At 68.3% G+C, this 23,505-nt stretch carries 26 protein-coding genes and 1 riboswitch; of the genes, 13 read left to right on the forward strand and 13 right to left on the reverse strand.

What is annotated here, in order from left to right; genetic code table 11:
* Positions 1-8 precede the first annotated feature (8 nt).
* Positions 9-323, forward strand: a complete 315-nt coding sequence (locus B082_RS0121675; protein ID WP_018553912.1) for a hypothetical protein — start codon at positions 9-11, stop codon at positions 321-323.
* 1,601 nt (positions 324-1,924) lie between these two features.
* Here B082_RS0121675 and B082_RS36400 read toward each other — a convergent pair.
* Together B082_RS36400 and B082_RS0121700 are read right to left on the reverse strand one after the other, a co-directional pair.
* Positions 1,925-2,113: a hypothetical protein gene (locus tag B082_RS36400; RefSeq protein ID WP_018553915.1), complete on the reverse strand. Its 189-nt coding sequence runs from the start codon at positions 2,111-2,113 to the stop codon at positions 1,925-1,927.
* A 706-nt stretch (positions 2,114-2,819) separates the two neighbouring features.
* The gene (locus B082_RS0121700) at positions 2,820-4,037 is read right to left on the reverse strand and encodes a hypothetical protein (protein WP_018553917.1); all 1,218 of its coding nucleotides are present in this window, start codon (positions 4,035-4,037) and stop codon (positions 2,820-2,822) included.
* Between the two features lie 223 nt (positions 4,038-4,260).
* On the opposite strand from B082_RS0121700, the gene B082_RS38155 reads away from it, so the two are divergent.
* The 3 genes from B082_RS38155 (at position 4,261) to B082_RS0121710 (ending at position 5,440) form a co-directional block, all read left to right on the forward strand.
* Positions 4,261-4,530 carry a hypothetical protein gene (locus B082_RS38155; protein ID WP_078622621.1) on the forward strand — a complete coding sequence of 90 codons (270 nt, stop codon included), beginning with the start codon at positions 4,261-4,263 and terminating at the stop codon, positions 4,528-4,530.
* A gap of 124 nt (positions 4,531-4,654) precedes the next feature.
* Positions 4,655-4,957: a hypothetical protein gene (locus B082_RS0121705; protein WP_037710661.1), complete on the forward strand. Its 303-nt coding sequence runs from the start codon at positions 4,655-4,657 to the stop codon at positions 4,955-4,957.
* A 39-nt stretch (positions 4,958-4,996) separates the two neighbouring features.
* On the forward strand, positions 4,997-5,440 hold the full coding sequence (locus B082_RS0121710) for a hypothetical protein (protein WP_018553919.1): 444 nt from the start codon (positions 4,997-4,999) through the stop codon (positions 5,438-5,440).
* Positions 5,441-5,601: 161 nt separating this feature from the next.
* On the opposite strand, the gene B082_RS0121715 is transcribed toward B082_RS0121710, so the two are convergent.
* A complete protein-coding gene (locus B082_RS0121715) occupies positions 5,602-6,168 on the reverse strand; it encodes a dihydrofolate reductase family protein (protein ID WP_018553920.1) in 567 nt (188 codons plus the stop codon).
* Between the two features lie 103 nt (positions 6,169-6,271).
* Positions 6,272-6,670: a winged helix-turn-helix transcriptional regulator gene (locus tag B082_RS0121720; protein WP_018553921.1), complete on the reverse strand. Its 399-nt coding sequence runs from the start codon at positions 6,668-6,670 to the stop codon at positions 6,272-6,274.
* Between the two features lie 91 nt (positions 6,671-6,761).
* Here B082_RS0121720 and B082_RS0121725 point away from each other — a divergent pair, with 91 nt between their 5' ends.
* From B082_RS0121725 to B082_RS0121735, 3 genes are all read left to right on the forward strand, one after another.
* Positions 6,762-7,601 carry an SDR family oxidoreductase gene (locus B082_RS0121725; RefSeq protein ID WP_026250046.1) on the forward strand — a complete coding sequence of 280 codons (840 nt, stop codon included), beginning with the start codon at positions 6,762-6,764 and terminating at the stop codon, positions 7,599-7,601.
* 67 nt (positions 7,602-7,668) lie between these two features.
* Positions 7,669-8,208, forward strand: coding sequence for a GNAT family N-acetyltransferase (locus tag B082_RS0121730; RefSeq protein ID WP_026250047.1), 540 nt, complete (start codon positions 7,669-7,671; stop codon positions 8,206-8,208).
* Between the two features lie 132 nt (positions 8,209-8,340).
* Complete coding sequence (locus B082_RS0121735) at positions 8,341-9,723, forward strand: serine hydrolase domain-containing protein (protein WP_026250048.1); 1,383 nt, start codon at positions 8,341-8,343, stop codon at positions 9,721-9,723.
* Positions 9,724-9,761: 38 nt separating this feature from the next.
* Here B082_RS0121735 and B082_RS0121740 read toward each other — a convergent pair whose 3' ends face one another.
* The 3 genes from B082_RS0121740 to B082_RS0121750 are packed head-to-tail and all read right to left on the reverse strand — an operon-like array spanning position 9,762 to position 11,903.
* Positions 9,762-10,925, reverse strand: a complete 1,164-nt coding sequence (locus tag B082_RS0121740) for a winged helix DNA-binding domain-containing protein (RefSeq protein WP_018553925.1) — start codon at positions 10,923-10,925, stop codon at positions 9,762-9,764.
* Positions 10,926-10,960: 35 nt separating this feature from the next.
* On the reverse strand, positions 10,961-11,413 hold the full coding sequence (locus B082_RS0121745) for a GNAT family N-acetyltransferase (protein WP_018553926.1): 453 nt from the start codon (positions 11,411-11,413) through the stop codon (positions 10,961-10,963).
* A gap of 28 nt (positions 11,414-11,441) precedes the next feature.
* Positions 11,442-11,903 (reverse strand): MarR family winged helix-turn-helix transcriptional regulator, encoded by a 462-nt coding sequence (locus B082_RS0121750; RefSeq protein WP_018553927.1) that lies wholly within the window; start codon positions 11,901-11,903, stop codon positions 11,442-11,444.
* A gap of 140 nt (positions 11,904-12,043) precedes the next feature.
* Between B082_RS0121750 and B082_RS0121755 the strand changes: the two genes are divergently transcribed.
* Positions 12,044-13,255, forward strand: coding sequence for an MFS transporter (locus B082_RS0121755; RefSeq protein WP_018553928.1), 1,212 nt, complete (start codon positions 12,044-12,046; stop codon positions 13,253-13,255).
* Positions 13,256-13,317: 62 nt separating this feature from the next.
* Here the strand turns inward: B082_RS0121755 and B082_RS0121760 are convergent, their stop codons facing one another.
* The 5 genes from B082_RS0121760 to B082_RS0121780 all read right to left on the reverse strand — a co-directional run bounded on the left by B082_RS0121760 (position 13,318) and on the right by B082_RS0121780 (position 17,752).
* Positions 13,318-14,220, reverse strand: a complete 903-nt coding sequence (locus B082_RS0121760) for a GNAT family N-acetyltransferase (RefSeq protein WP_018553929.1) — start codon at positions 14,218-14,220, stop codon at positions 13,318-13,320.
* Between the two features lie 264 nt (positions 14,221-14,484).
* Positions 14,485-14,964, reverse strand: a complete 480-nt coding sequence (locus B082_RS0121765; RefSeq protein WP_026250049.1) for an NUDIX domain-containing protein — start codon at positions 14,962-14,964, stop codon at positions 14,485-14,487.
* Positions 14,965-15,027: 63 nt separating this feature from the next.
* Positions 15,028-15,924, reverse strand: a complete 897-nt coding sequence (locus tag B082_RS0121770) for a LysR family transcriptional regulator (protein ID WP_018553931.1) — start codon at positions 15,922-15,924, stop codon at positions 15,028-15,030.
* Between the two features lie 250 nt (positions 15,925-16,174).
* On the reverse strand, positions 16,175-17,305 hold the full coding sequence (locus tag B082_RS0121775) for a cystathionine gamma-lyase (RefSeq protein ID WP_018553932.1): 1,131 nt from the start codon (positions 17,303-17,305) through the stop codon (positions 16,175-16,177).
* Positions 17,306-17,374: 69 nt separating this feature from the next.
* The gene (locus B082_RS0121780) at positions 17,375-17,752 is read right to left on the reverse strand and encodes a phage holin family protein (RefSeq protein ID WP_018553933.1); all 378 of its coding nucleotides are present in this window, start codon (positions 17,750-17,752) and stop codon (positions 17,375-17,377) included.
* 68 nt (positions 17,753-17,820) lie between these two features.
* Here B082_RS0121780 and B082_RS0121785 point away from each other — a divergent pair, with 68 nt between their 5' ends.
* The 4 genes from B082_RS0121785 to B082_RS0121800 all read left to right on the forward strand — a co-directional run bounded on the left by B082_RS0121785 (position 17,821) and on the right by B082_RS0121800 (position 20,044).
* Complete coding sequence (locus B082_RS0121785) at positions 17,821-18,138, forward strand: cupin domain-containing protein (protein WP_018553934.1); 318 nt, start codon at positions 17,821-17,823, stop codon at positions 18,136-18,138.
* A gap of 149 nt (positions 18,139-18,287) precedes the next feature.
* Positions 18,288-18,494 (forward strand): DUF5326 family protein, encoded by a 207-nt coding sequence (locus B082_RS0121790; RefSeq protein ID WP_026250050.1) that lies wholly within the window; start codon positions 18,288-18,290, stop codon positions 18,492-18,494.
* A gap of 240 nt (positions 18,495-18,734) precedes the next feature.
* Positions 18,735-19,505: an IclR family transcriptional regulator gene (locus B082_RS0121795; RefSeq protein WP_275942401.1), complete on the forward strand. Its 771-nt coding sequence runs from the start codon at positions 18,735-18,737 to the stop codon at positions 19,503-19,505.
* Between the two features lie 101 nt (positions 19,506-19,606).
* Positions 19,607-20,044 (forward strand): SsgA family sporulation/cell division regulator, encoded by a 438-nt coding sequence (locus tag B082_RS0121800; RefSeq protein ID WP_018553937.1) that lies wholly within the window; start codon positions 19,607-19,609, stop codon positions 20,042-20,044.
* Between the two features lie 80 nt (positions 20,045-20,124).
* Here the strand turns inward: B082_RS0121800 and B082_RS0121805 are convergent, their stop codons facing one another.
* Positions 20,125-21,459 (reverse strand): YibE/F family protein, encoded by a 1,335-nt coding sequence (locus B082_RS0121805; protein ID WP_026250051.1) that lies wholly within the window; start codon positions 21,457-21,459, stop codon positions 20,125-20,127.
* A 70-nt stretch (positions 21,460-21,529) separates the two neighbouring features.
* Positions 21,530-21,666, forward strand: a riboswitch (TPP riboswitch).
* Here B082_RS0121805 and thiC point away from each other — a divergent pair.
* Positions 21,659-23,452 carry a phosphomethylpyrimidine synthase ThiC gene (gene thiC, locus B082_RS0121810; protein ID WP_018553939.1) on the forward strand — a complete coding sequence of 598 codons (1,794 nt, stop codon included), beginning with the start codon at positions 21,659-21,661 and terminating at the stop codon, positions 23,450-23,452. (Overlaps the previous riboswitch by 8 nt.)
* Positions 23,453-23,505: the final 53 nt, after the last annotated feature.

Consider the following 23,505-nt stretch of genomic DNA (forward strand, 5'->3'; position numbering starts at 1 on the left):
TCTCCCGCATGCTCGAAGAAAAGCTCGACGCGCTTGCCCAAGTGATGGCCGAGCACATGGCCAGGCCGTTCCCGCCCGGCTGCCGCGGCCTGGACGTCGAGGGCCAGGACATGGTGTTGCTCGACGCGGACTCCTATGGCTATGCAGCCGTCGTTCGTGAAGGCCCGCTCAGCGAGCAGCACCGGGCAGGCTTGACGCGGCTGACGTCAGTGTTCGGGAAAGTCCTCCCGGCGATCGACGACGAGTACGCGGCCGAGTACTACACGCACGTGCGCGACATGGCTGTGCTGGCCGCCGAAATTGCGAGCCTGCGCGAGAAGTAGTCCTTCGCACGGGAAGGTTCCGCGAGGGCATCCGATGGGGCGGGACACCCCCTTGCCAACGCGGCATGACCCGCAACCCGGTGAACCTATGCCATCGGAGCACTAGCGTCGGGCCTGGTCCGGAAACTGCCACCTTCACCGCGAATCCTGGAGCAGGGCGTCTCACCGTCCTGACAAAGCCCAGCTCAGGAACCACCGGTCTCGCCATGATCGATGAGACGCGAACTCGGCGCCTTGCTCAGCCCCTCCTGAAGCCCACGGCCCCCACGCTCTGAGTCGCAAGCCAATCTGTCAACCCCCAGGTCAGTGGCCTTATCCCGTCAAGATCTAATGAGACGGGACAACTGCCTTCACTCGTTCGGCTGACCTTGCCTCAGGTCCGGCGTGGGAGCCTCGCACGGATGCGAACGTAGCGCTCGCGGAGGAGGCTGCCGACGACCCGGGTTGACGCATGGCGGCAGGGACACCTGCCGCCCGCACCGGCACACCTCCCGGCCAAGGCCGCCGCGAGCAGATCTTCCGTTGCAGGCTGTTCCAACGCATCAGCGGGTTCCCGGCCGAAGCCGCACCCGGCTACCGCCACGAGGGCGAGGCGCCCTTCAGGGCCGAGACCGCCCGCGCTGCGATCCATCAGACCCCGAGCTCACCGCGGAACTCGACCGTGCGGCCCGAGAGTTCCTGACAGCCAGTGGAATCGAAGCCGAACCTGTGACCTGGCAGCCGCCTATCACTCTGCTCGACTGACTGGGCCTCGACCCCGCCCCCCATCGATGTCCCGCGCCTGCACGACCTCATCCGTCGGCAGAAGAAGTCGGTGCAGCACGCAGCCGCAGTCTTCGGCACCGGCATCGAGGCGAACCGCTACGTCCCGAACGAGCGCCCGCCCCGCCCCGCCCCGCCCTTCCACAGGAACAGGCCACGGCACGGCCCGGGCAACAGGCGCGACCCGCCGCGAGGCCCGTCGGGAGCTGACGAAGGAGGACTTCGCGCGCCTCTACTCGGACGAAAACCAGTCCCTCAACCAGATCAGCGCCGCCGCCGACTTCTCCCGCAGAGTGCTAGCCGCCCTCCCGCACGACTACGACATCCCGCTCCGCGACGGACCCCTGGACTACCAGCCCCGAGGGCCAGTCGACCGGAATTGGCTGATCGAGCAGTACGTCCACTGCCACCGCACTCCGGCGACCTCGGACGCGAGAAGGGCATGAGCACCTCGAACTTGGTGCGCTGGGCCAAGACCCACAACATCCCCTTGCGACTGCGCGGAAGCGCCGGCCAGAACCAGGCACTCCGAGCCGCCGACGAGGCCGGCCGAGCACCGCGCATCCTCCGGCCGGCACTCACCGGCCGAGGCGCCGACGAACGCCTGAGCCGTTTCGCCGCCGCGTCCGCCCACCCCAGCCTCAGCGCGGCGGCAGCAGCCCTCGGCCTCAACACCTTCACCCCCGTCGCACAGATCAACCGGATTGAGCGAGAACTCGTTCGACCACTCCTGGTCCGGCCGACGCGGAAGGCCCATGACGCCTACTCTCCTGGGGAAGAAGGTGCTCAAGGCCATTCGAAAGATGCAGGACAACACGATGCCCTGAGACGCACCATGATCATTCCTGGTCGGCAATGGGCCGAAATACCCCGTCGAACTCGCCTGATGCCACCAGCCCGGCAATCACGCGCACCATGCTGCCGATGCCGGGATTCCGCACGATCAGCCCGTCCGCGCAGAAGAAGCACTGCCTGGAGACATCGGGCTCGCCTGTTGCGGCATCAGCGCCGTCACTGAAGCTCCTCACCCGGCGGTATGAAGGCGTCGGCGCTGTCGGCGTCCTCCACATGCCCGTGAGCATCGACCGTGATGGCAGTCGCGCGGCCCTGCGAAGTGATCAACCAGGCCAGCACCTGCTCTGTGAGAGGTGATCCAACCGGCCCTTCATCCGTCCAGTGGACTCGCCATCCCCCACCGGGTATCGCGGCAATGACCTGATCGGCCCGCTCCAAGTGGGAGAAGTCCACGTAGTCCCTGACCTGGCGCAGTGCCCCTCGCTACGGGTCGACCACCAAGGCTGTCCCGGTTGCGGGATCCCATCCCTCCACACGCACCATGCGACCGATCTCGGTCTCAGTGCCATTGAAGATGGCGGTCCATCCGGTCTGATTGAAGTGTCGGAGTTGCATGGCGTCATGATCCCGGAGGTCCGGCGACCTGCTCGACCTCCGTGTTGTGGAAGCCGTGGTTATCAAGAAACCGGCAGGCCGGTGATGCTGATGTCAAAGACCCGACGGGCTGTGGAAGCGGACCCAGACATTCCTGTAGGGCTCACGGAGCTTGTGACCGACCGGTGGGCAGCCGGGCCAGTGTTGCTGCCACAGATCCGTCAGAAGCACCCGCACATCTCCAGTCAGTGGAGTCGCGACCGGCTCCCCAAGCAGGGGAGGCCGCCGAGTAGGCGGGAGAGAGCGCGTCAGTGGACTGCTGCTTTTCTGTGCTGGTGCCCACGTTCACTCGTTGGGGGACTCCGTTGCCAGTGGGATACCGCACCGCCAGCAGTCGTTCGCGTGGTCGTCCTGGCAGACGTAGCGGATGGCACCATCCACGCACCATTCGGCGGCCTTCTCGGACAGCAGGTCGGGTCCGGCAAGGAGCAGCCGACGAAATTCCGTGGTGTCCGCAATGTCGGCCGGGCGGTTGGTGAACCATTCGGCGAACCAAGGCTCGTCCCGGCGCATGCGCCAGTGCGCATTCTCCCGGTCGTCGACAGCCGTAAGGAACCGATCGACGATGCGCCCCCAACTCGGTGCTCCAAACCAGCCGTTGTCGGACGCACAGAAGAATTTGATCAGGGTTCGCAGGCCGAACTCCTTCTCGCGAAGGCAGTGTGTTCGCCCCCAAGCGATCGCGTCCTGTGCCATCTCCGCGAGTTCTTCGCGCGGATCAACCGCGTGCGCCGGGTCCTCAGGGTTGTGGCAGGCCAGCCCGAGCTCGAGCACGGACTGCCCGGTCGGTAGAACCCGAGACGGGTTGACGATCGTGAGACCGAGACCGATCCAGTTGACATGGTCGAACGACAGCATCGAGCGCACGAGTCGGGTGGTTGCCACGTTGATCCGCATCATCGTGCCGTCGTGGAGCGGACTCTTACCGGCATGCCAGTTCTCGACGGGTGTGTTGCGCCACACGGCGAGCGTGATGCGGGTGGCAGCCAGCCACAGCAGGGCGTCGTCGTCAAGGTGCCCGAACCGCTTGGCACACTCCTGGGCCCCGTAGGAGATCAACTCTCCCGGTTTCGGCCACCTGTGGCTGTCAGACCCTTCAGGCGCGTACTCGTAGTCGCCGGCGTACTCGTCGAGGATTTCGCTCAACTCGGCTGCGCTGTAAGCCTCGCTGTACTCGGGGTCGTCCGGCCCTTCGACGGTGTACATGTCGTGGCCCCATGACACATACACGTCGCCCCAGAGCACGACGTTGTCGCACTCGATGGCGTTATCTGTCACAACCGGCCTGATGGTGATCGGCGCAGTACGCCCGTCGGTTCGCTCGCCGTCCTTCTTGGCGGCCCATGCGGTGACGATCCCGAGCGGCTTCGGAAGGATAGGGCCGACCTCGGTGATGCTGAACGGCTCGTCGTCGACATCGGTGTCGAACCGGCTGTTGACGAACGCGACCGCCTCGGAGGGCGTGCTGACGATGGACTGGGTACCACTCTCGTTGTCAACCACTCGCCACAACGGGCTGTCCTTCACGATGCTCTCCGATCGCGGTGAGCGCACCCGGGGCGGGTGCGATGCGCCGGGTCGCTCGGCACTGACTCCAATTATGGTCTGATCAACCCATCTGTAGTCCCGAAGACGCTTGTCGGCGATAACGTTCGGTACGTTCGCGTGCAACCCGCCTTTCGCGACCGCGGCGACACAGCAGAGTCCAACGGCGGATGAGGCGAAGATGTCGCTGAACAAGAAGGGTTCCTGGCACATAACCGTTGACGGGATCGAGTACCGCCGGCGGATCCGCAGGAAGCCCTCCTACATGCAGGGACTCTGCTGGACACCACTGACCTATGCGGTTGAAGCGGCCAGCGGCAGCCAGCCGGGCACGACCTTGATTGTCACCAGCGGCCGGGCCTATCCCAGCAACTGGGTGGGCGTCGAAATGGAGCCCATTCGTCCGGCTCACGTTGCTGCCAGCATTCGAGAGGCACGGGATCAAGGCTAGGATCCAACCCGGTTCGGTTCTCCTTTCCAGCTCGACCGATCCACAGGACTCATCGCCCAGCCATGAGACAGAGCGGAGCAGGGCGGCGCGTCTGGCCCGGCATCATGGCCTGGTGACCACATGGATGCGCTGCTACTGGGACGAGGAAGACACCTGGTTCTACTTCGAGGTCGACGCCGAAGGCTGGGTGATCCGGCAGGTCGAACTCGAAGGGCCTGAGCTGACCCCGATCGCAGCTGCCTCCCTCGCCGAGTGGCAGCGGGCTTGCGACGCAGGCCGCCTCGGTGATTACGACAGCAGGTTCGGGATCACCGCCGAGCTGCCCGTCTCGGAATGGGAAGGCCACGACCCCGAACAACTCACCTTCGAGGAGTTCGAGGATGTCTGGGGCCCGGCCCGTCAGCAGAGCGCATCCCGGCCCAGCTGACCTCTCGGCGCCGCACTGGCTTCTTGGCATCATCGCGACATGATCCCGCCTCTTCCCCGCACCGTCCGAGCCGTCGACACCGCTCAGCTCCTGGACCTGGCCCAGGAAGCCGCGATGCATGGCTTCAGCCAGCGGCTCCCGGTCGATTGGCTACGAGAGCACCTCGCCGCGGAGGCGACGCACTACCTGTTCCCGACACTTGTGCAGCGGCTCACGCACCGTCCCGAGGTGCCGCTGCAGTGGAGGTGCCAGCAAATGCTGACCGTCAGCACCGGCGAGCAGATCTGGGGCCTCCTCGACATCCTTCCCGACACCTTCGACAAGATCCCGGAGACCTTGGACACGGCGTCCAAGAAGGACATGGTCAACCGCATCGAGCAAGCAGTGAAGGTGCGGGAGTGGATGGAACGGACGGCTGCCGATGCAGGTTCAGGAGGTCCGGCGCAGCCGGCTGTGCAGCCTGAGGAGATGACATCGATCTGAGACAGCCGCCTGCCGACAGGTCGTGAGACGGGAGGGGAACGTCCCAGGTCACAGCGTCGGTGCATGACACCGAAGGCGAGAACCTACACCGCCCGTGGGGGCTCGGACGCCGAGAGGGAACACGGACACCCGGCTGGGCCCGTGAGGCGGCCGGGCGCTGCTCAGCGTCTCGTCTCGTACCTGGTCAGGACCACGCCGCCGGGAAACGTCCGGGTCTGGATCAGGTTCAGGTTCACCCAGTGGTCCAGTGCGGTGAAGAACGGCGTGCCGCTGCCCACCAGGACCGGGTGGGCAGCGATCACGTATTCGTCGATCAGTCCGGCGCGCATGGCCGCCCCGGCGAGCGTTGCGCCGCCGATGGTCATGGGGGCGCCGTCCTCGGACTTGAGCCGGGTGATCTCGGCGATCGCGTCCCCGGTGACCAGGCGGGTGTTCCAGTCGACCGTGTCGATCGTCGAGGAGAACACCACCTTCGGTTTGTTCCGCCACGTCCGGGCGAACTCGATCTCCGCCGGGGTGGCGTTGGGCTGCTGGTCGCCGGTCGGCCAGTAGGAGCTCATTGCCTCCCACAGCTTGCGCCCGTAGAGCGACGGGCCGCTGGCCTGTTCGTGGTCGAGCCACCACTGGAACAGTTCCTGGCCGGGCGGCCCGCTCCAGCCGATGTCGTCGCCGGCCGCGGCGATATAGCCGTCCAGAGTCAGGTTCATGCCGTAGATCAGTTTCCGCATGGCCCAGCCTTCCGTCCGTGGGTGTCCGGCGTTCAGACCAGCGTGGCTCGGGAAACTCATCGGTGCACGATCTGGGCTCGCCGATGGCCCTCGGGCTCGGGGCTCAGCGGGGTGTGCTCGGGCCCTCCGGGGCGGGCGCACCGCCGGCTGCGAGCCGTTGTGTGATCCGGTCGAACAGGTCTGTCAGCGGCGCACCGATGTCCTGGCCGAATTCGGTCAGCCCGTAGGTGACTTGGGGCGGCGTCGTCGGCTCGACCTTCCGCCAGACCAGGTCGTCCTGGACCAGCGCGCGCAGTGTCTGGGCGAGCATCTTCTCGCTGATGCCCCGGATGCTGTCGCGCAGCTCGTAGAACCGGAGGTCGGTGCTCCGCAAGGAGATCAGCACCCAGATGCCCCACCTGCTGGTCACATGGTCGACCACGTCCCGCGCAGGGCAGTCGGTGTGAAACACGTCATACCTGTTGCCCGCCTCGACCTGTGTCAGCTGCGCACCTTCAGTCATGTCCGGAGCTTACCTCTGGGTATGTTCTTACGAAAAGTAAGCCCATCTCCTAGCGTCCATGACCGCAGTGCACAACGGCTAGGAGCTGAACATGATCGTGGTGACCGGAGCTACCGGAAATGTGGGCCGGCCTTTGACGCAGGCCCTGGCCGACGCGGGCGAGCAGGTGACGGCGGTGTCACGGCATGCGGCGGCCGTGCCGGACGGGGTACGGCACGTGTCGGCCGACCTGGCCGAGCCGCAGGGCCTCACCCCCGCCCTGGAGGGGGCGAAGGCGTTGTTCCTCCTGCTGTCCGGCGACCTGCACGCCCCTGGAGCCAGGCCGGCCGACATCATCGACCTGGCGGCTTCCAACGGGGTCCGCCGGGTCGTCCTGCTGTCTTCGCAGGGCGTGGCGACCAGGCCGCTCGGCCCGTCTCGGATCGCGATGAGCGCGGTGGAGGGCGCGTTGAGGGAGTCCGGCCTGGACTGGGCCGTCCTGCGACCGGGTGGCTTCGCCTCCAACGCCTTGGCTTGGGCGGAGTCCGTCCGCACGCAAGGGATGGTCGGCGCGCCGTTCGGCGATGTCGGGGTCCCGGTCGTCGACCCGGCGGACATCGCCGAGGTCGCGGCGGCCTGCCTGCTGGACGACCGGCACAGGGGTGGAATCTTCGAGCTGACCGGGCCCGAGGTGATCACGCCCCGTCAGCAGGCAGAGGCCATCGCCGCCGCGCTCGGCTCGCCGGTGCGGTTCCACGAACTCACCCGCGAGGAGGCCAAGGCCGCGATGACCCGGTTCGTGCCGCTGGAGCTCGCGGACGACACCTTGGACATCATCTCCGCCCCGAACCCCGCCGAACTGCGGATCAGCTCGGACGTGGAACGAGTCCTCGGTCGCGCTCCGCGCCGCTTCAGCGACTGGGTCGCCCGTAACATCGCCGCTTTCCGCTGAGGCACGACTCCGCTGAAGGCGTGCCGCGCGGCCCCGAGTCGGTTTGACCACCTGTTAGCTTGCGCGGATGGAAGATCTGGGAGCTGTCCCTTGGCCACCTGAGCCGATCAGAACCGACAGGCTCGTGCTTCGCGAGCCCGAGAGCCGGGACCGTGAGGCGTTCATCGAACTGCTCGCCTCGCCGGAAGTTCACACCTACCTCGGCGGCCCCCGGCCGCGTGACGCACTGGAGCGCGAGATACCCGGGGCGCCGGGGCGGTGGCCCGGGAGCTTCGCCGTCGATCTCGACGGGGCGATGATCGGGCAGATCCTGCTCAGGAGGGCACCGGGGCACCACCGTCCGGCTGCCGCGGGAAAGGCCGATCTCGGGTACCTGTTCCTGCCGCGGGCGTGGGGGCGTGGTTACGCCGCCGAGGCATGTACGGCGGCACTCGACTGGTTTGCCGGTGTGCTCCCCGGTGAACCAGTGGTGCTCGCCACCCAGACCGCCAACGCCCGCTCGATGCGCCTCGCGGCGAAACTGGGGTTCACCGAAGTGGAACGGTTCGAGGCCTGGGACGCCGAGCAGTGGCTCGGCATGTGGTCCCCGGGCACGCCGTCCGGTTGAGTGCGCCATCGAAACACCGTGGGTCGCGACCTCACGGGCGCACGGGAGCGGTATCGCGGTCGGCCGCCACGAGGTTCGTCGCGCTCAGCAAACGGAGTCGCCATACGGTGGCTCGGACGGTAGTTGTTGACGATGACTTCTCCTGCCGAACAGCTGCTTCCCGGTACCCGGCGCGCATTGCTGCACCGCGTCGCCACCGCCCAGGCCGAAGGCCGTACCCCCTCTCTGGCCGCCGCCGTCCAGAGGCAGGGGCAGATCGTCTGGGACGGCTCCCGCAGCTGTGTCGACGGCCATGCCCCCGACTCCGACACGCAGTTCAGGATCGGATCCATCACCAAGACGTTCACCGCGGTGCTGGTGCTCCGGCTGCGCGACGAGGGGCTTCTCGATCTGTCCGACCCGCTGGAGAAGCATCTGCCGGGCACCGGGGCGGGTGACGTCACCCTTCTTCAGCTGTTGGGGCACAGCGCCGGTCTCGGAGCCGAGACGACGGCGCCCTGGTGGGAGCGGACCCCCGGCAGCCTGCGCCCCACCCTGGCGGACGTGCTGGGTGAGCAGATCGCTATGCACCCGCCTGGCAGCCGCCACCACTATTCCAACCCGGGCTACACCCTGCTCGGTGCGCTGGTGGCGGCCGTACGAGGGGCGTCCTGGGAAGAGGTACTGCGCCGTGAGGTGCTGGAGCCCCTGGGCATGCACCGCACGACTCCCCGGCCGCAGGCTCCGCACGCGGGCGGCTGGGCGGTCCACCCCTGGGCCGATGCCCTGCTGCCCGAACCGGCACAGGACCTGGGGCTGATGGCGCCTGCCGGGCAGCTCTGGTCCACCACCGCAGACCTGCTCCGCTTCGCGGCCTTCCTCGCCGAGGGGGACGACCGGGTGCTCTGCGCCGCGTCGGTGGAGGAGATGAAGCAGCCTTCAACGCCTCCGGAGCGGGGGGACTGGAACGGGTACTACGGCCTGGGGCTCCAGGTGATCCGGAGGAAGGGCCGCACCTTCATCGGACACACGGGCTCGCTTCCCGGCTTCCTGGCCGCCCTGTGGGTCAGTGCCGAGGACGATGTGGCAGCCGTTGTCCTCGTCAACGCGACCTCGGGGACGGCGATCGGTGAGGTGGCCGCCGACTTGGTGGACATCGTTGCCGAGGCCGAACCCCGTATCCCTGAACCGTGGCGTCCCCTCCCCGAGGTAGACGCCGAACTCCTTGCCCTGACCGGTCCGTGGTACTGGGCGACGCGCGCCAATGTCCTGCACCTGGCGGCCGACCGCGGGTTCGAGCTTCGTCCGGTCAACGGCCAGGGCCGGGGCGCCCGCTTCGCCGCACGTCCCGACGGCACCTGGGTCGGGCTGGACGGCTACTACGCGGGGGAGACCCTGCGGATCGTGCGGAACGACGACGGCACCGTGAACCACCTCGACGTGGGGTCATTCGTCTTCACGCGTGAGCCGTACGAGCCGGCGGCTGCCGTGCCCGGCGGCGTGGACGAGGCGGGGTGGCGGGGCCTGGAGGACTGAGAGCCGCCTGTTTCACGTGAAACAGGCGGCTTGGTGGCTCAGGCCGTCAACTCCCGCTCCAGAGGGGTCCGGAAGCGCGGAGTGACCCGCGCATCCCCCACCCATGCCGACAGCCGGGAGGCCTCGGCCTCGATCGCCGTCGAGGCATCCCGGCCGACGTCCGTCAGCAGTCGCCAGACCGGCTCGCCGTCGCCACGCTGCGCCCAGCCACCGACGATCCCGCCGTCCCACCACACCGTGGGGCCGATGTTGCCGGAGCGGTCGAAGAGGGCCGCCCGGTGCTCGGCCGGCAGATGGAATCCGCGGTCCGCCCACCCCATCGCGCTCGGGTCGAGCGCGGGCAGCAGAGCCGCCCACGGGGCGGGCGCCGGCTCCGGCCCGGCGTCCCCGGGCGCGACCCAGGCGCTGGCTCCGCCGTCGAGTCGTACCTCCTCGGCCTCGACCTCCGCCAGCGCCGTGCGGACATCGCGGGTCCCCCAGCCGGTCCACCACTTGAGATCGGCCTCGGTGGCCGGTCCGTACGCCCGTAGCCAGCACAGGGCCAGCTCCGCCTGGGCCCAGGCCGTCTCCTCCACCGGTCGTGGCCGGGCAGGTGCCCAGCGGAACTGGCTGGAGGTCCAGGAACCGCGTGGCCGGTCCCGGCGGATCTTGCCCTCTGCGGCCAGCACACGGATCACGCGGGTAGCGACTCCCTGGACCGTCTCCTGCTTCTTCCCGGGAAACAGCGTGATCTTGGTGCGGAGTGCGGCGACGCCGGCGGCGAGTTCGCTGCCGGATGCCGGGCCGCTGTGGTCGAGGAACGCGAGGGTGCTTCGCTCCGCCTCGTCCAGCCAGTGCTCGTCCAGGTCGTTGCCGTCCTCCTTCAGGTGCTTGAGCAGGGTCCGGCGCTCCTTCGCGGCCACAGCGCGGGCGTTCGCGGCCTCGACCCGGGGAGCCAGCTCGTCCGATACGACGAAGAGGGTGTTGCGCATGGAGAGCATCCGCACCAGCGAGAGGTCCTCGTAGAGGCATCCCTCCACCGCGGCGACGCCGGGGTCGGAGAGCCGGGCGCAGACGGACAGGAAAACGGTGGCCGCATCGGTCGCATGGAGGGCGACGAGAGCGTCGGCCACCGCGACCGGGGACTGTGCGCGTGCTTCCGAGGCCAGCAGATGGCGGTGGCCGATCCGGATACGCCGTTGTTCATCACTGATGCGTTGCAAGGCGGCTCCTCGGGGATGCGGCAGGAGGGGCGGGGTCAGAGAGCGAGCTTGAAGCCCACATGGCTGGCCACGAAGCCGAGCCGCTCGTAGAAGCGGTGTGCGTCGGTGCGGGACACGTCGGAGGTGAGCTGAACCAGTTGGCAGCCCTGCCGACGTGATTCGTCCACGGCCCACTGGATCAGCTGGGTGCCGAGGCCGCTTCCGCGTTCGTCCGCGTGGATGCGGACGCCCTCGATCACGGAACGGGTCGAGCCGCGCCGGGAGAGGCCGGGGATCACTGTCAGCTGCAGGGTCCCGACGATCCGGTCCGCGCGCACGGCGACCATCATGCGCTGGTTCGGATCGTCCTTCAGCCGTCGCAGCGCGGCCCGGTAGGGGGTGAGGTCGTCCGGCGACTCGCGCAGGGCTCCCAGCGGATCATCGGCGAGCAGGGCCACGATCTCGGCCAGGTCGTCGACGGCCGCGGGGCGTATGTCCAGATCGCTCATGATCCGCAGCCTACGCAGTCGGGCACGGCTACGCGGGAATGGCCTTCAGTTCCTCGACCGTCCGTACGAGCGGAGCCAGCTCGGGGTTCTGGGCGGCCTCGTCGAGTGCGGCACGGAGGGCGCTGTCATTGGTCGGCCGGGCCTCGGTGAGCAGGACGAGCCCGTCATCGGTGACATCGGTGTAGATGCCCCTGCGATCGGTGTCACAGAGGTATCGGGTCAGCAGCCCGCGATCTTCGAGGCGGGTGACCAGGCGCGTGGTGGCGCTCTGGCTCAGTCCGACGGCATCCGCCACCTGCTTCATCTGCAGGTGGCCACCCGGTCCGTTGTGCTGTCGGCTGAGCACATCCAGCAGGGAGAACTCCCGCACGCTGAGGCGGTGACCGCTCTGGAGGGCCCGTTCGACTCGGGTCTCGATCTTGCCATGGAGCAGGGAGAGAGCGATCCAGCCCTGGGAGAGGGCGGTCAGGGCCGGGTCCGTCGCTGTCATGGGTCTCTCCTCCGTGCCGGAGCTGCGTACGTCCAGAATAGCCGACGAGCGCAATAGCCAGCGCTTGCAACTAACGGGCGTCTGCAATTATTGTCAACGCTTGTAAAGGGCAGTCGCAATCTCTTGAGAAGGTGAAACCCATGCCGCTCGCGCTCCTCGCCCTCGCCATCGGGGCATTCGGTATCGGCACGACCGAGTTCGTGATCATGGGGCTGCTGCCCGAGGTGGCCGCCGATTTCCAGGTCACGATCCCGACGGCGGGATTTCTCGTCACGGGGTACGCGCTCGGCGTCGTCCTGGGTGCACCTCTGATGACCGTGCTCGGCACAAAAGTCAGCCGCAAACGGATGCTGATGATCCTCATGGGCCTCTTCGTCGTCGGCAACCTGGTCACCGCGACCGCACCCGTCTTCGAAGTGATGCTCGCGGGCCGGGTGGTCGCCTCACTCGCCCACGGCGCCTTCTTCGGCATCGGATCAGTGGTTGCAGCCGGTCTCGTCGCCCCGCACAAGAAGGCCGGCGCCATCGCCCTGATGTTCACCGGGCTCACCGTCGCCAATGTCGTCGGAGTGCCGCTGGGCACCTTCATCGGTCAGCACGCCGGCTGGCGGACCACGTTCTTCGTCGTCGCGGCGCTGGGCGTCGTCGGTCTGCTCGGGGTCGCCCGGCTGGTTCCCGAACAGCCCCGTGCCGAAGGGGTCAGGCTGCGCCAGGAGCTCGCCGCCTTCCGCAACGTGCAGGTCCTTCTGGCCATGGCGATGACGGTGCTCGGCTTCGGCGGTGTATTCGCCGCGATCACCTACATCACACCGATGATGACGGGGACCGCCGGATACTCGTCCTCCGCTGTCACCTGGCTGCTGGTCCTCTTCGGACTCGGCATGGTCGGTGGCAACCTGGTCGGAGGCAGGTTCGCCGACCGTCACCTCATGCCTCTGCTCCAGGTCTCGCTGGGGGGCCTCGCCGTGGTGCTGGCGCTGTTCACCCTGACCGCCCACAACAAGATCACGGCAGCCGTCACCATCGTCCTGATCGGCGCTCTCGGATTCGCGACCGTGCCCCCGTTGCAGAAGCGGGTCCTCGATCAGGCAGCCGGGGCCCCGACCCTGGCCTCGGCCGTGAACATCGGCGCCTTCAACCTGGGCAACGCGCTCTCGGCATGGCTGGGCGGGCTCGTCATCGCCGCCGGTCTCGGCTACACCGCGCCCAACTGGGTCGGCGCGGCGCTCGCCGCCTCGGCGCTGGTGCTCGCCGTCGTCTCCGGCGCGTTGGAGCGGCGTACGGCCACCCGGAGCCGCCTCGTCGCCACTCACATCCCGGAGCCGGAGGCGGCCCCCGCAGCCCGAAGCTGACGCCGGGACCGCGGCGACGGGTCCGTACCCTCCCCGCGAACAGGCTGGGACGAGGACCGGCGTCAGCCCGTCGCCAGGCTCAGGGGGCCGAAGCACCGGGCGCGGTCCCCGTGCCGGCGCCCGCCGAGGATCATCTCGGTGGTCTCCGAGTCGTACCGCAGCCCGCACGCCCCGGCCCAGTCGAGCAGCTCGTCGTGCCGGGCATCGATGTCCACGCGCAGTGGCCGGTCCGTCGCCGCGGCCAGCGAGGTCACGAGCGCCTTGGCCGTAGCGGTGTCCCTTGCGATCAACGGCCCGACCGCGTGGTTGTCCGCGCTGGGTGAGAGCGCGGCATACCCGATCAGCTCCCCGTCCTCCTCCGCCACCCGAAGATGGTCGGCGAAGGCCGGCAACCGGGTCAGCAGGTGGGTGCGGTCGAGCCCGAAGGCGCCCGAGTCCAGTTGCACCATGGCCCGCAGATCCCCGGCCGAGGCAGGCCGGACGACAAGACCCGTACTGCCGGACGGTTCCGCACCACTGGAACCCGCTGAGCCGGATTCCGTGGTTGGCCGGAAAGTTCCGCTCAAGCGAACGGTCCGCCCCACCGGGATGAAACCGAGGTCCTCGTAGAGGGGCCGCCCCGATGATGTCGCGTAGAGGCTGAGCGGGGTACCCCCGGCCGTCTCGATCACCCTCTGCATCAGGTACCGGCCCACGCCCCGCCGTGCATGGCGGCCGGCGACCAGCAGCATGCCGACGGCCGCCAGTTCGGGGCCGTACGAGACCGTCACACAGCTCGCCATCAGGCCTTTACTGTCGGGGTCGTCGATGCCGTAGCCCGTTCCGGCGGCCAAGAGCAGTGCCCAGCGCTCCTCGTCGCGCGGCCAGCCGCGGTCCTCGCTGAGGTCGGCGCAGGGGACCAGGTCGTCCCGAGTGAGGCGCCGGATGGGCAGGTCGGTCAGCGGGCTGGGCAATGAGCTGGACATACGGGCCAGGCTGTCCGACCGGTGATCGCCCGTCCACCGCTTTACCGGATCTGGCCGAGACGCGCAGCCGAAAATCGCCCTGGTCGGACAGGAGCCTGACCGGTTTCACGTGAAACACGGTGCCCGGTGGCGCGGAACCCGGCAGCTAGGGGCTCAGGCCGAGAAAGGAGCAGACCGAGGCGAGCGGCCGAGGGGGGGGGCAGACCGAGGGAGCAGACCGAGGCAAGCGGACCGAGGCGAGCAGCCACCGAGGAAGCAGCCGCATCAGCCCAGATCGTGGGCGTGCAGGGCGCGGACCCCCTCGATGTTGCCGTCCAGGTAGTGCCGCAGCGAAAGCGGCACGAGATGCACTGCGGCGATCCCGACCCGGCTGAATGGCACGCGTACGACGTCGTACTCCCCGCAGGGCTTGTCGACCTCGGGACCGTGCCGCAGGGTCAGGTCCATGGAGTCGAGGCGGCAGACGAAGAAGTGTTGGACCTTGACGCCCTTCACCCCGCCCTCCTCGATGTGTTCCACGGTGTCCACGAAGCAGGGCACCACATCGGTGATCTTTGCGCCGAGCTCCTCGTCGACCTCACGATGCAGAGCGTCGACGACGGTGGCGTCCTCCGGTTCGACCCCTCCACCCGGCGTGACCCAGTACGGATCCACTCCGGGCTTGGTGCGCTTGATGAGGACGAGGTCATCGCCGTCGAGCAGGATGGCGCGTGCGGTGCGCTTGACCACAGGACGTTCGGTCATGGCAAGAGCGTGGCCCACGGGACCGGTTCTGAAACACCCCAGGGCTTTCGGGCGCCCCTGAGGTCACCAGTCGGCCGCGGCGCGCAGAAGCCACTCGTGCGCTCGGGCGAGATGCGGAAGCGCGAGCGTGCCGGTCCGTGCCGCCAGGAAGTAGGTGCGCAGGGGCGGGACCGGCGGGTCGAGGAGCGCCACCACCTCTCCCCGTTCCAGCGCGTCCTCGCACAGATAGCGCGGCAGCACGGCGAGCCCGGCGCCCGCAGCCGCGCACTCCAGGACCGCCCTCAGGTCCGGAGCGATGACGGCCCCGGCGGCCGCGGGCGAACTGTCGAAGACCGCGGCCCAGTAACGGGAGACGAGTGGCAGGCTCTCGTGCACCTCGACCACGGGCAGCTGCTCCAGGACCACGGGGCCGTTGCGCCTCAGCGTTCCCGGGCCCAGCCGTCCCGCCCAGCGCGGGGCGGCGATCAGGACGTGCTCCTCGTCGCAGAGCGGAGTGGCGGTGAGCAGTTCGCCGCGAGGCCGGGCCGTCACGACAGCCAGGTCGTGGTGGCCTGCGGCCAGTCCCTCCAAGGTCTCGTTCGTATCGGCGGAGAACGAGCCGCGCAGCGCGAGGCCCTGGGCGATCAGCGGGGTGAGCGCGGGCAGGACCCGTAGGGCGAGGAATTCCGGCGGTCCCGCCAGGTGCAGCGTCCGTACCCCCGTCTCCTCGTCCAGGTCGGTCTCGGCGATCTCGACGAGCGCGTCCAGATGGGGAGCGGCCCGGTGCGCGAGTTCGTCGCCGATCGTCGTCGGGGTCACCCCGCGGGCTCTGCGCAGGAAGAGCGGGCGGCCCAGCTGCCGTTCCAGGGTGCGGATCTGGGAGGTCACGGCGGGCTGAGAGAGGCCGAGGAGCGCGGCGGCGCGGGTGAAGGAGCCGGCCCGGTGCACGGTGACGAAGGTGCGTAGCAGCGCCAGATCCACGCTCCGTCCCTTCCCGCCCCACCTGGTGACGCATTCGATTGGACCCGGACAACTATAAATTTGTCGATAGGTCGCTGCCGCTACTGTGATTGGACACTGACGCAGAGTCAACTAGCCTTGTCGAGGCGGTTCTTCACGCGGTGAACACGGCACATGCCGGGTGGACGCGGGGGACCGGGGCGGTCCGAGCCACGAGGGGGGAGGCTCGGACCGCCCGTACCGCACCGCGCGACCGGATCGGGGCGGGTGGTCAGTTACCGCCGGTGGCCTCGGCCAGCGCCCGCTCGACATCGGCCACCAGGTCGGAGGCGTTCTCGGCGCCGACGGAGAAGCGGATGAACCCTTCCGGTACGGCGTCGCCACCCCAGCGGGCCCGCCGCTCGGCGGTGGACCGTACGCCGCCGAAGCTGGTGGCGTCCTCGGCCAGATGCAGGGCCGAGAGGAAGCGTTCCGCGGTCCCCCGGTCGGCCAGCATGAACGACACCACCGAGCCGAAGCGCCGCATCTGCTCGACCGCAGTCGGGTACGAGGCATCGGTGGCCAGGCCCGGGTAGCGCAGCCCGGTCACGTCCGGGTGGGCGCGGAGTGCTTCGGCGAGAGCGAGGGCATTGGCGCACTGCCGCTCGATCCGCAGTTCCAGCGTGGCGAGCGACCGGTGGGCGAGCCAGGCCTCCATCGGGCCGGGGATCGCGCCGACGACCTTGCGCCAGCGGCGTACCCCTGCGGCGAGATCGGCATCGCGGCAGGTCACATGGCCGAGCAGGAGGTCGCCGTGGCCGGTCATGCCCTTGGTGTCACTGGCCACCGAGAAATCGGCCCCCAGCTCCAGCGGGCGCTGGCCGAGCGGGGTGGCAAGGGTGTTGTCGACGGCCACCAGCGTGCCGCCCGCGTGTGCGGCCTCGACGAGCCGTCGCACGTCGCAGACGTCGAGCCCCGGATTGGAGGGCGTCTCGATCCACAGGAGCTTCGCCCCCTCCAGCATGGCCAGCTGCGCATCGCCCCTGGTCGGGGCGGTCCGCACCTCGACTCCGTACGCCTCCAGCTGGGCCCGAAGCAGCGGCAGCGCCTGGTAGCCGTCGTCGGGCAGGACGACGGCGTCGCCGCTGCGCACCTGGGACAGCAGGACGGCCGAGATCGCGGCCATGCCGGAGGCGAAGGCCGTGGTGTGCACGCTCTCCCCCGGTGCTTCCAGCTCCCCGATGGCCCGTTCCAGATGGGTCCAGGTCGGGTTGGTGTCCCGGCCGTAGGTGTAGGGGCCGGTCGGTTCGCCGGACAGGTGGAAGTGTGCGGCGAAGACCGGGCCGGGGAGTGTGGGCTCGTACTGCTGCGGTTCCGGCAGGCCGGCTCGTACCGCGCGCGTTCCTTCGCCCATGGTGCTCATACCTTGTCCTCACTTCTCTCCCCCGGCCGGTCACCGGTTCCTGCCCGCACTTTCGCAGGTGGTCGCGGATCAGTCCTCGTCGGGCAGGACGACGTTCAGCGCCCAGGACACGATCGAGACGATCAGGCCACCGAGTACGGCCGTCCAGAAGCCGTGGACGTGGAAGCTCAGATCGAACACATCGGCCAGCCACGAGGTGAGGAGCAGCATCAGCGCGTTCACCACGAGGGTGATCAGACCCAGCGTGAGGATGAAGAGGGGAAGGGTGAGCACCTTCACAATGGGCTTGACCACAAAGTTGACCAGGCCGAAGATCAGCGCGACCAGGATCAGGGTCAGGGCCTTGCGGCCGGTGCTGCCGCCGGTCAGCGTGATGTCCTGGAGCAGCCAGATGGCCACGGCCAGCGCACCCGCGTTGGCGATCGTCTTGACTACGAAATTCTTCATGTGTCTGATCGTGGCAGACATGATCGGTGGCGGACACCGGCTGGACAGAGGCAAGGGGCGGACGGGCCATGAAGGCATTCAGGCTGGACGAACTGGAAGCGGAACGGGCCGCCAACGACGGTGCGTACCTGCAGTTCCTCCGGGAGCGGAACATGTCGGTCGGCCTGTACGCCCTGAACGCCGGCGAGCTCGACCCGCAGCAGCCGCACAGCCAGGACGAGGTCTACTTCGTGGTCAGCGGTCGCGCGTCGATCACCGTCGGCATGGAAACCACGCAGGTGGGAAGAGGGAGTGTCGTGTATGTACCTGCCGGCACCGCCCACAAGTTCCACCACATCACCGAGGACCTGCGCGTGATGGTGGTCTTCTCGCCGCCCGAGGGCTGACCCCTGGGACCGGTCCTCCGGGCGGCCGGTCTTCCTTCCGGGGATCCCTAGGGGATCGATCAGGGGAGTTCAAGGGCTTCCCGAGCCCCGGTGGCCACCCTTTCGCCTCTAGCATCGAAGCAGGAACTCACAGAGACGAGGTAAGGACGATGGCCGTGCGGGAGATATTCGCTGGTATGCCCTGGTGGGTGAAGTGGATCGCGGTGCCCGTGATCGCGATCGTCGTGTTCGGCGGACTGATCGCCAGCGTGGTCGCGTTCGTGGTGGGACTGCTCTTCAAGATCCTGATCTTCGTGATCCTGGTCGGCGGGCTCGTCTTCCTCGTACGGAAGTTCATGTCGTCCTCCGGCTGGTGACCGCACGCCCGAGGGGTGATTAGCCCAGGTGGGCTAAGGGAAAGGCGAATCGGCACCCGGTCGCAATGCTGCCGATACAGTGACAGTCAGCTGTCGCCGCCTGGGAAAGCGCCGTTAGTCACCACCCCTGACCAGTGGTTTTACGGGATCCGGCCTTCGGACCCCCAGGTCTGCGACAGACCTGTGGGGGAGGCCCCCACGGGCGGGCTGACCGCCCGTCACCACGCCTGGGGGTGACCGTTGACCACGGCATCGAGTAGGGCTGTTCCGACGTTGATCGGGTCGGTGCAGCGGGCGCTGAGACTGCTGGAGGCTGTGGGCACCCATCGCGACGGGGCCCCGGCCAAACAGCTCGCGAGAGAAGCGGGGCTTCCCCTTCCCACCGCCTACCACCTGTTGCGGACCCTGACCTACGAGGGGTATCTGCGCCGGGAGAACGGCGTCTTCCTCTTCGGCGCCGCCGCGGAGCGCCTGGTGGGCGACGGCGCTCTGCCGAGCCGTCGCGGCACGATGGCCCAGTCGCTGGGCCGCTGGCGGGACGTCGTCGGAGCCCCCGTCTACTGCGCGATCTACCGTGAGGGCGAGATCGAACTCCTCGCGGTGGCGGACACCCCCGAGGCGCCCGCGGTCGACGAGTGGGCTGCCTTCCGGGAGACCGGCCACGCACACGCGATCGGCCAGTGCCTGCTGAGCCGGCTCGACGAACGGGCCCGCGAGGATCATCTGGACCGGCATCCGGTCCGTCCGTTGACCCGATACTCCGTGCGCGACCGCGCGGCCTTCCTCGCGCGGCTGCGGTCGCTGGAGCGTACGGAACCGGTGATCGAGCGTCAGGAGTACGCCCTCGGCACGGTCTGTGCGGCGATCCCGATCACGGCCGGATTCACCGCCGCCGCGATGGCCATTTCGGTACCCCTGGAACAGGAAGAACGGTTGCTCCCCGCAGTCGAACGACTACGTGGCGAAGTGGCCAGCCTCTTGCGTTCGTTCGTGTTCTCTATCAGTATCTGAAAAATCACTCCTTGTGATCTGCTATCGCGTGCACCACGATGGCGTCAATAGGGCCATGGGGGATCATTCCTGGCCAGATTCATCTACTGCGGGGTTGAACGATGCGCGAGTCGGTTCAAGCTGAGGTCATGATGAGCTTCCTCGTCTCCGAGGAGCTCTCATTCCGTATCCCGGTGGAGCTCCGGTACGAAGTGTGCGATCCGTACGCGATCCGGATGACCTTCCATCTGCCCGGCGACGCCCCCGTCACCTGGGCCTTCGGCCGTGAGCTGTTGCTCGACGGCCTCAACAGCCCCAGCGGTGACGGCGATGTACACATCGGGCCGATCGAGCCCGAAGGGTTGTCAGATGTCCATATCCGGCTGCAGGTAGGCGCCGACCGGGCGCTCTTCCGGGCGGGCACGGCGCCCCTGGTCGCCTTCCTCGACCGGACGGACAAGTTGGTTCCGCTTGGGCAGGAGTGCACTCTGGGTGACTTCGAGGGCAATTTGGAGGAGGCGCTGGGGCGCATTCTGGCCGAAGAGCAGAACGCCGGCTGACGAGGGCCGTGTCCTCAGGGCCCCTCATGCCACTCGAACACGACACCTGCCGAACGGGTGAATCACGCTCCGTGTTCCGGTCAGGGCTTCGCCCGCCGGCGACGTCCCCTGCCGCTCCGCACGGGTGCCGAAGCTCCGGCTTCCGCGCCGACCCCCGTGCGGTCCGCGGAGACGACCAGCGCCGCGAGCGCGGTCGTCACCGGCACGGAGGCGACCAGTCCGATCGAGCCGACCAGCGTGCGCACGATCTCCTCCGCCACCAGCTCGCTGTTGGCGACCGTCCCCACGCTGCTCTGTGCGACCGAGAACAGCAGCAGGAGAGGGAGCGCGGCGCCCGCATAGGCGAGCACCAGGGTGTTGACCACCGAGGCGATGTGATCGCGTCCGATCCTGATGCCTGCCCGGTAGAGCTGCTTCGCACTCATGGTGGGGTTGGCCTGGCGCAGTTCCCAGACCGCCGACGTCTGGGTGACCGTCACGTCGTCGAGCACGCCCAGGGAACCGATGATGACGCCGGCCAGCAGCAGGCCGCTCATGTCGATGTGCGGATACAGGCCGTGGATGAGGCCGGTGTTGTCGTCGGTGTTCCCGCTCAGGCTCGCCCAGCCGATGAACAGCGAGCCGAGCAGCCCGATCAGCAGCAGTGAGATCAGGGTGCCGATGACGGCGACGGAGGTGCGGGCGGTCGGCCCGTGGCAGATGTAGAGCGCGATCAGCATGATCGCGCCTGCCCCGACGACCGCCACCAGCAGCGGGTTCGAGCCCTGCAGGATGGCCGGAAGGATGAACAGGGTCAGCACGGCGAACGACAGTGCGAGCGCGACCAGGGCCATCACTCCGCGCATCCTGCCCACGAGCACCACCGCGAGGGCGAAGATCCCGGCCAGCAGCACCAGAGGGAACTTCCGGTTCACGTCCGTCACGGAGTACTGGAGGTCATGGGGCGCGTCGGGGGCGTACGCCACCACCACGCCCTGCCCCTTCCGTAGCTGCCGGGGAGCGTCCGGCTGGACGACCTCGATGAATCTGCGTCCCTGATCCGGGCCGCTGGTGACTTCGACGGTGGCCTTCTCGCAGAGGTTCTTGCCGGTGGCCCGGTCCCCGGAGGGCGGGGTGGTCTCGCCGCTGACAGGGAGCTGAGCGGCGTTCACGTCCTTGCAGTCGACCTTGACGACGCTCACCACCTTTCCCTGCTGGGTCTGCCGGTCGAAACCGACACCGGTCCGTTCGTGCGCCGGCGCACCACCCGGCCAGAGCGCCACGAGACCGACGAGCACGGCGGCCGCGAACGGGATCAGCACGGCGGCGATCACCTTGCGCAGATGGGTGGAGACGGGTGCGGCGGGGCCATGGCTGTGCGTATGGGTGTGCTGCTGATGGCCCTGCGGTTCTGAGTCGCGATGAGGGGGCGTCACCGGCCGATCATCGCAAGAAGAAGGAGGCCCCCTGTTCAGGTCGCCCCGACGAACGCTAGCGTGGTGGCACCTTTGCACACGCGGGAGCTCGGAGCACCGGGCTGAGAGGGCGCTGACCGCCGTACGACGACCGTACGGGTCATGCTGCGCCGACCGCCGAACCTGTTACCGGGTAATGCCGGCGTAGGGAGTAGGTCTCATGACCACATCGGACACACGCACGCCTGCCTCCAATCGGAGCGACGAGGCCGGGAAGTCCATCGGCTGGCACAAGGGATACGTCCAGGGCCCGCGCCCGGACATCCGGGTGCCGGTCCGCCAGGTGCACCTCACCAACGGCCACGACGTGACGCTGTACGACACGTCGGGGCCGTACACCGACCCCGCCATCGGGACCGACGTCCGCCGCGGACTCGCACCCCTGCGGGAGAACTGGATCATCGCCCGCAGCGACACCGAGGAGTACGCGGGCCGCCCCGCACGCCCGGAGGACGACGGGCTCAAGCACACCTCGCCGCGTGGTGGGCTGCGCAATCTGGACGCGGTCTTCCCCGGGCGCCCGCGCCGGCCTCGGCGCAGCCGGGACGGGCGGCCCGTCACGCAGCTCGCGTACGCCCGCCGGGGCGAGATCACCCCGGAGATGGAGTACGTCGCGATCCGGGAGAACGTCGCGCCGGAGGTGGTGCGCGAGGAGATCGCCGCCGGTCGCGCGGTGCTGCCGGCCAACGTCAACCACCCGGAGATCGAGCCGATGATCATCGGGAAGCGGTTCCTGGTGAAGGTCAATGCCAACATCGGCAACTCCGCGGTGACGTCCTCCATCGAGGAGGAGGTGGACAAGATGACGTGGGCGACCAGGTGGGGCGCCGACACGGTCATGGACCTTTCCACCGGCCGCAACATCCACACCACCCGTGAGTGGGTACTTCGCAATTCACCCGTACCGATCGGCACTGTTCCCCTCTACCAGGCCCTCGAAAAGGTCGACGGCCTGGCGGAGGAGCTGACCTGGGACATCTACAAGGACACCGTCATCGAGCAGGCCGAACAGGGCGTCGATTACATGACGGTGCACGCCGGCGTACGCCTGCCGTACGTGCCGCTCACCGCCCGCCGGAAGACCGGCATCGTCTCCCGGGGCGGCTCGATCATGGCGGCGTGGTGCCTGGCACACCACAAGGAGTCGTTCCTGTACGAGCACTTCGAGGAGCTGTGCGAGATCCTCGCGGCGTACGACGTGACGTACTCCCTGGGCGACGGGCTGCGCCCCGGATCGATCGCGGACGCCAACGACGAGGCGCAGTTCGCCGAACTGCGCACGCTCGGCGAACTGAACACGGTCGCCAAGCGGTTCGGGGTGCAGACCATGATCGAGGGGCCGGGGCATGTCCCGATGCACAAGATCAAGGAGAACATCGACCTCCAGCAGGAGATCTGCGAGGAGGCGCCGTTCTACACGCTCGGCCCGCTGACCACCGACATCGCGCCGGCGTACGACCACATCACCTCGGGCATCGGCGCCGCGATGATCGCCTGGTGGGGGACGGCGATGCTCTGCTACGTGACGCCCAAGGAGCACCTCGGCCTGCCGAACCGGGACGATGTGAAGACCGGTGTCATCACGTACAAGATCGCGGCCCATGCGGCGGACCTGGCGAAGGGGCACCCGGGGGCGCAGGAATGGGACGACGCGCTGTCGGACGCCCGGTTCGAATTCCGCTGGGAGGACCAGTTCAATCTGGCGCTCGACCCGGACACGGCACGGGAGTTCCACGACGAGACCCTGCCGGCCGAACCGGCGAAGACGGCGCACTTCTGCTCGATGTGCGGCCCGAAGTTCTGCTCGATGAAGATCAGCCACAGCATCTCCGAGCAGTTCGGTGCGTCGGCGGACGCGGAGGCGACGGCCGAGGAGATCGCCGAGGGGATGCTCCGGAAGTCGCGTGAATTCGCGGCGGGAGGGAACCGGGTGTACCTGCCGCTGGCCGACTGACCCGGCACGAGGCCGCTGTACGGCTCCGGCCCAGCCTCAGCCTCAGCGCCCCA

Origin of the sequence: Streptomyces sp. ATexAB-D23, from assembly GCF_000373645.1 — a bacterium.
GTDB classification, from domain to species: Bacteria; Actinomycetota; Actinomycetes; order Streptomycetales; family Streptomycetaceae; genus Streptomyces; species Streptomyces castrisilvae.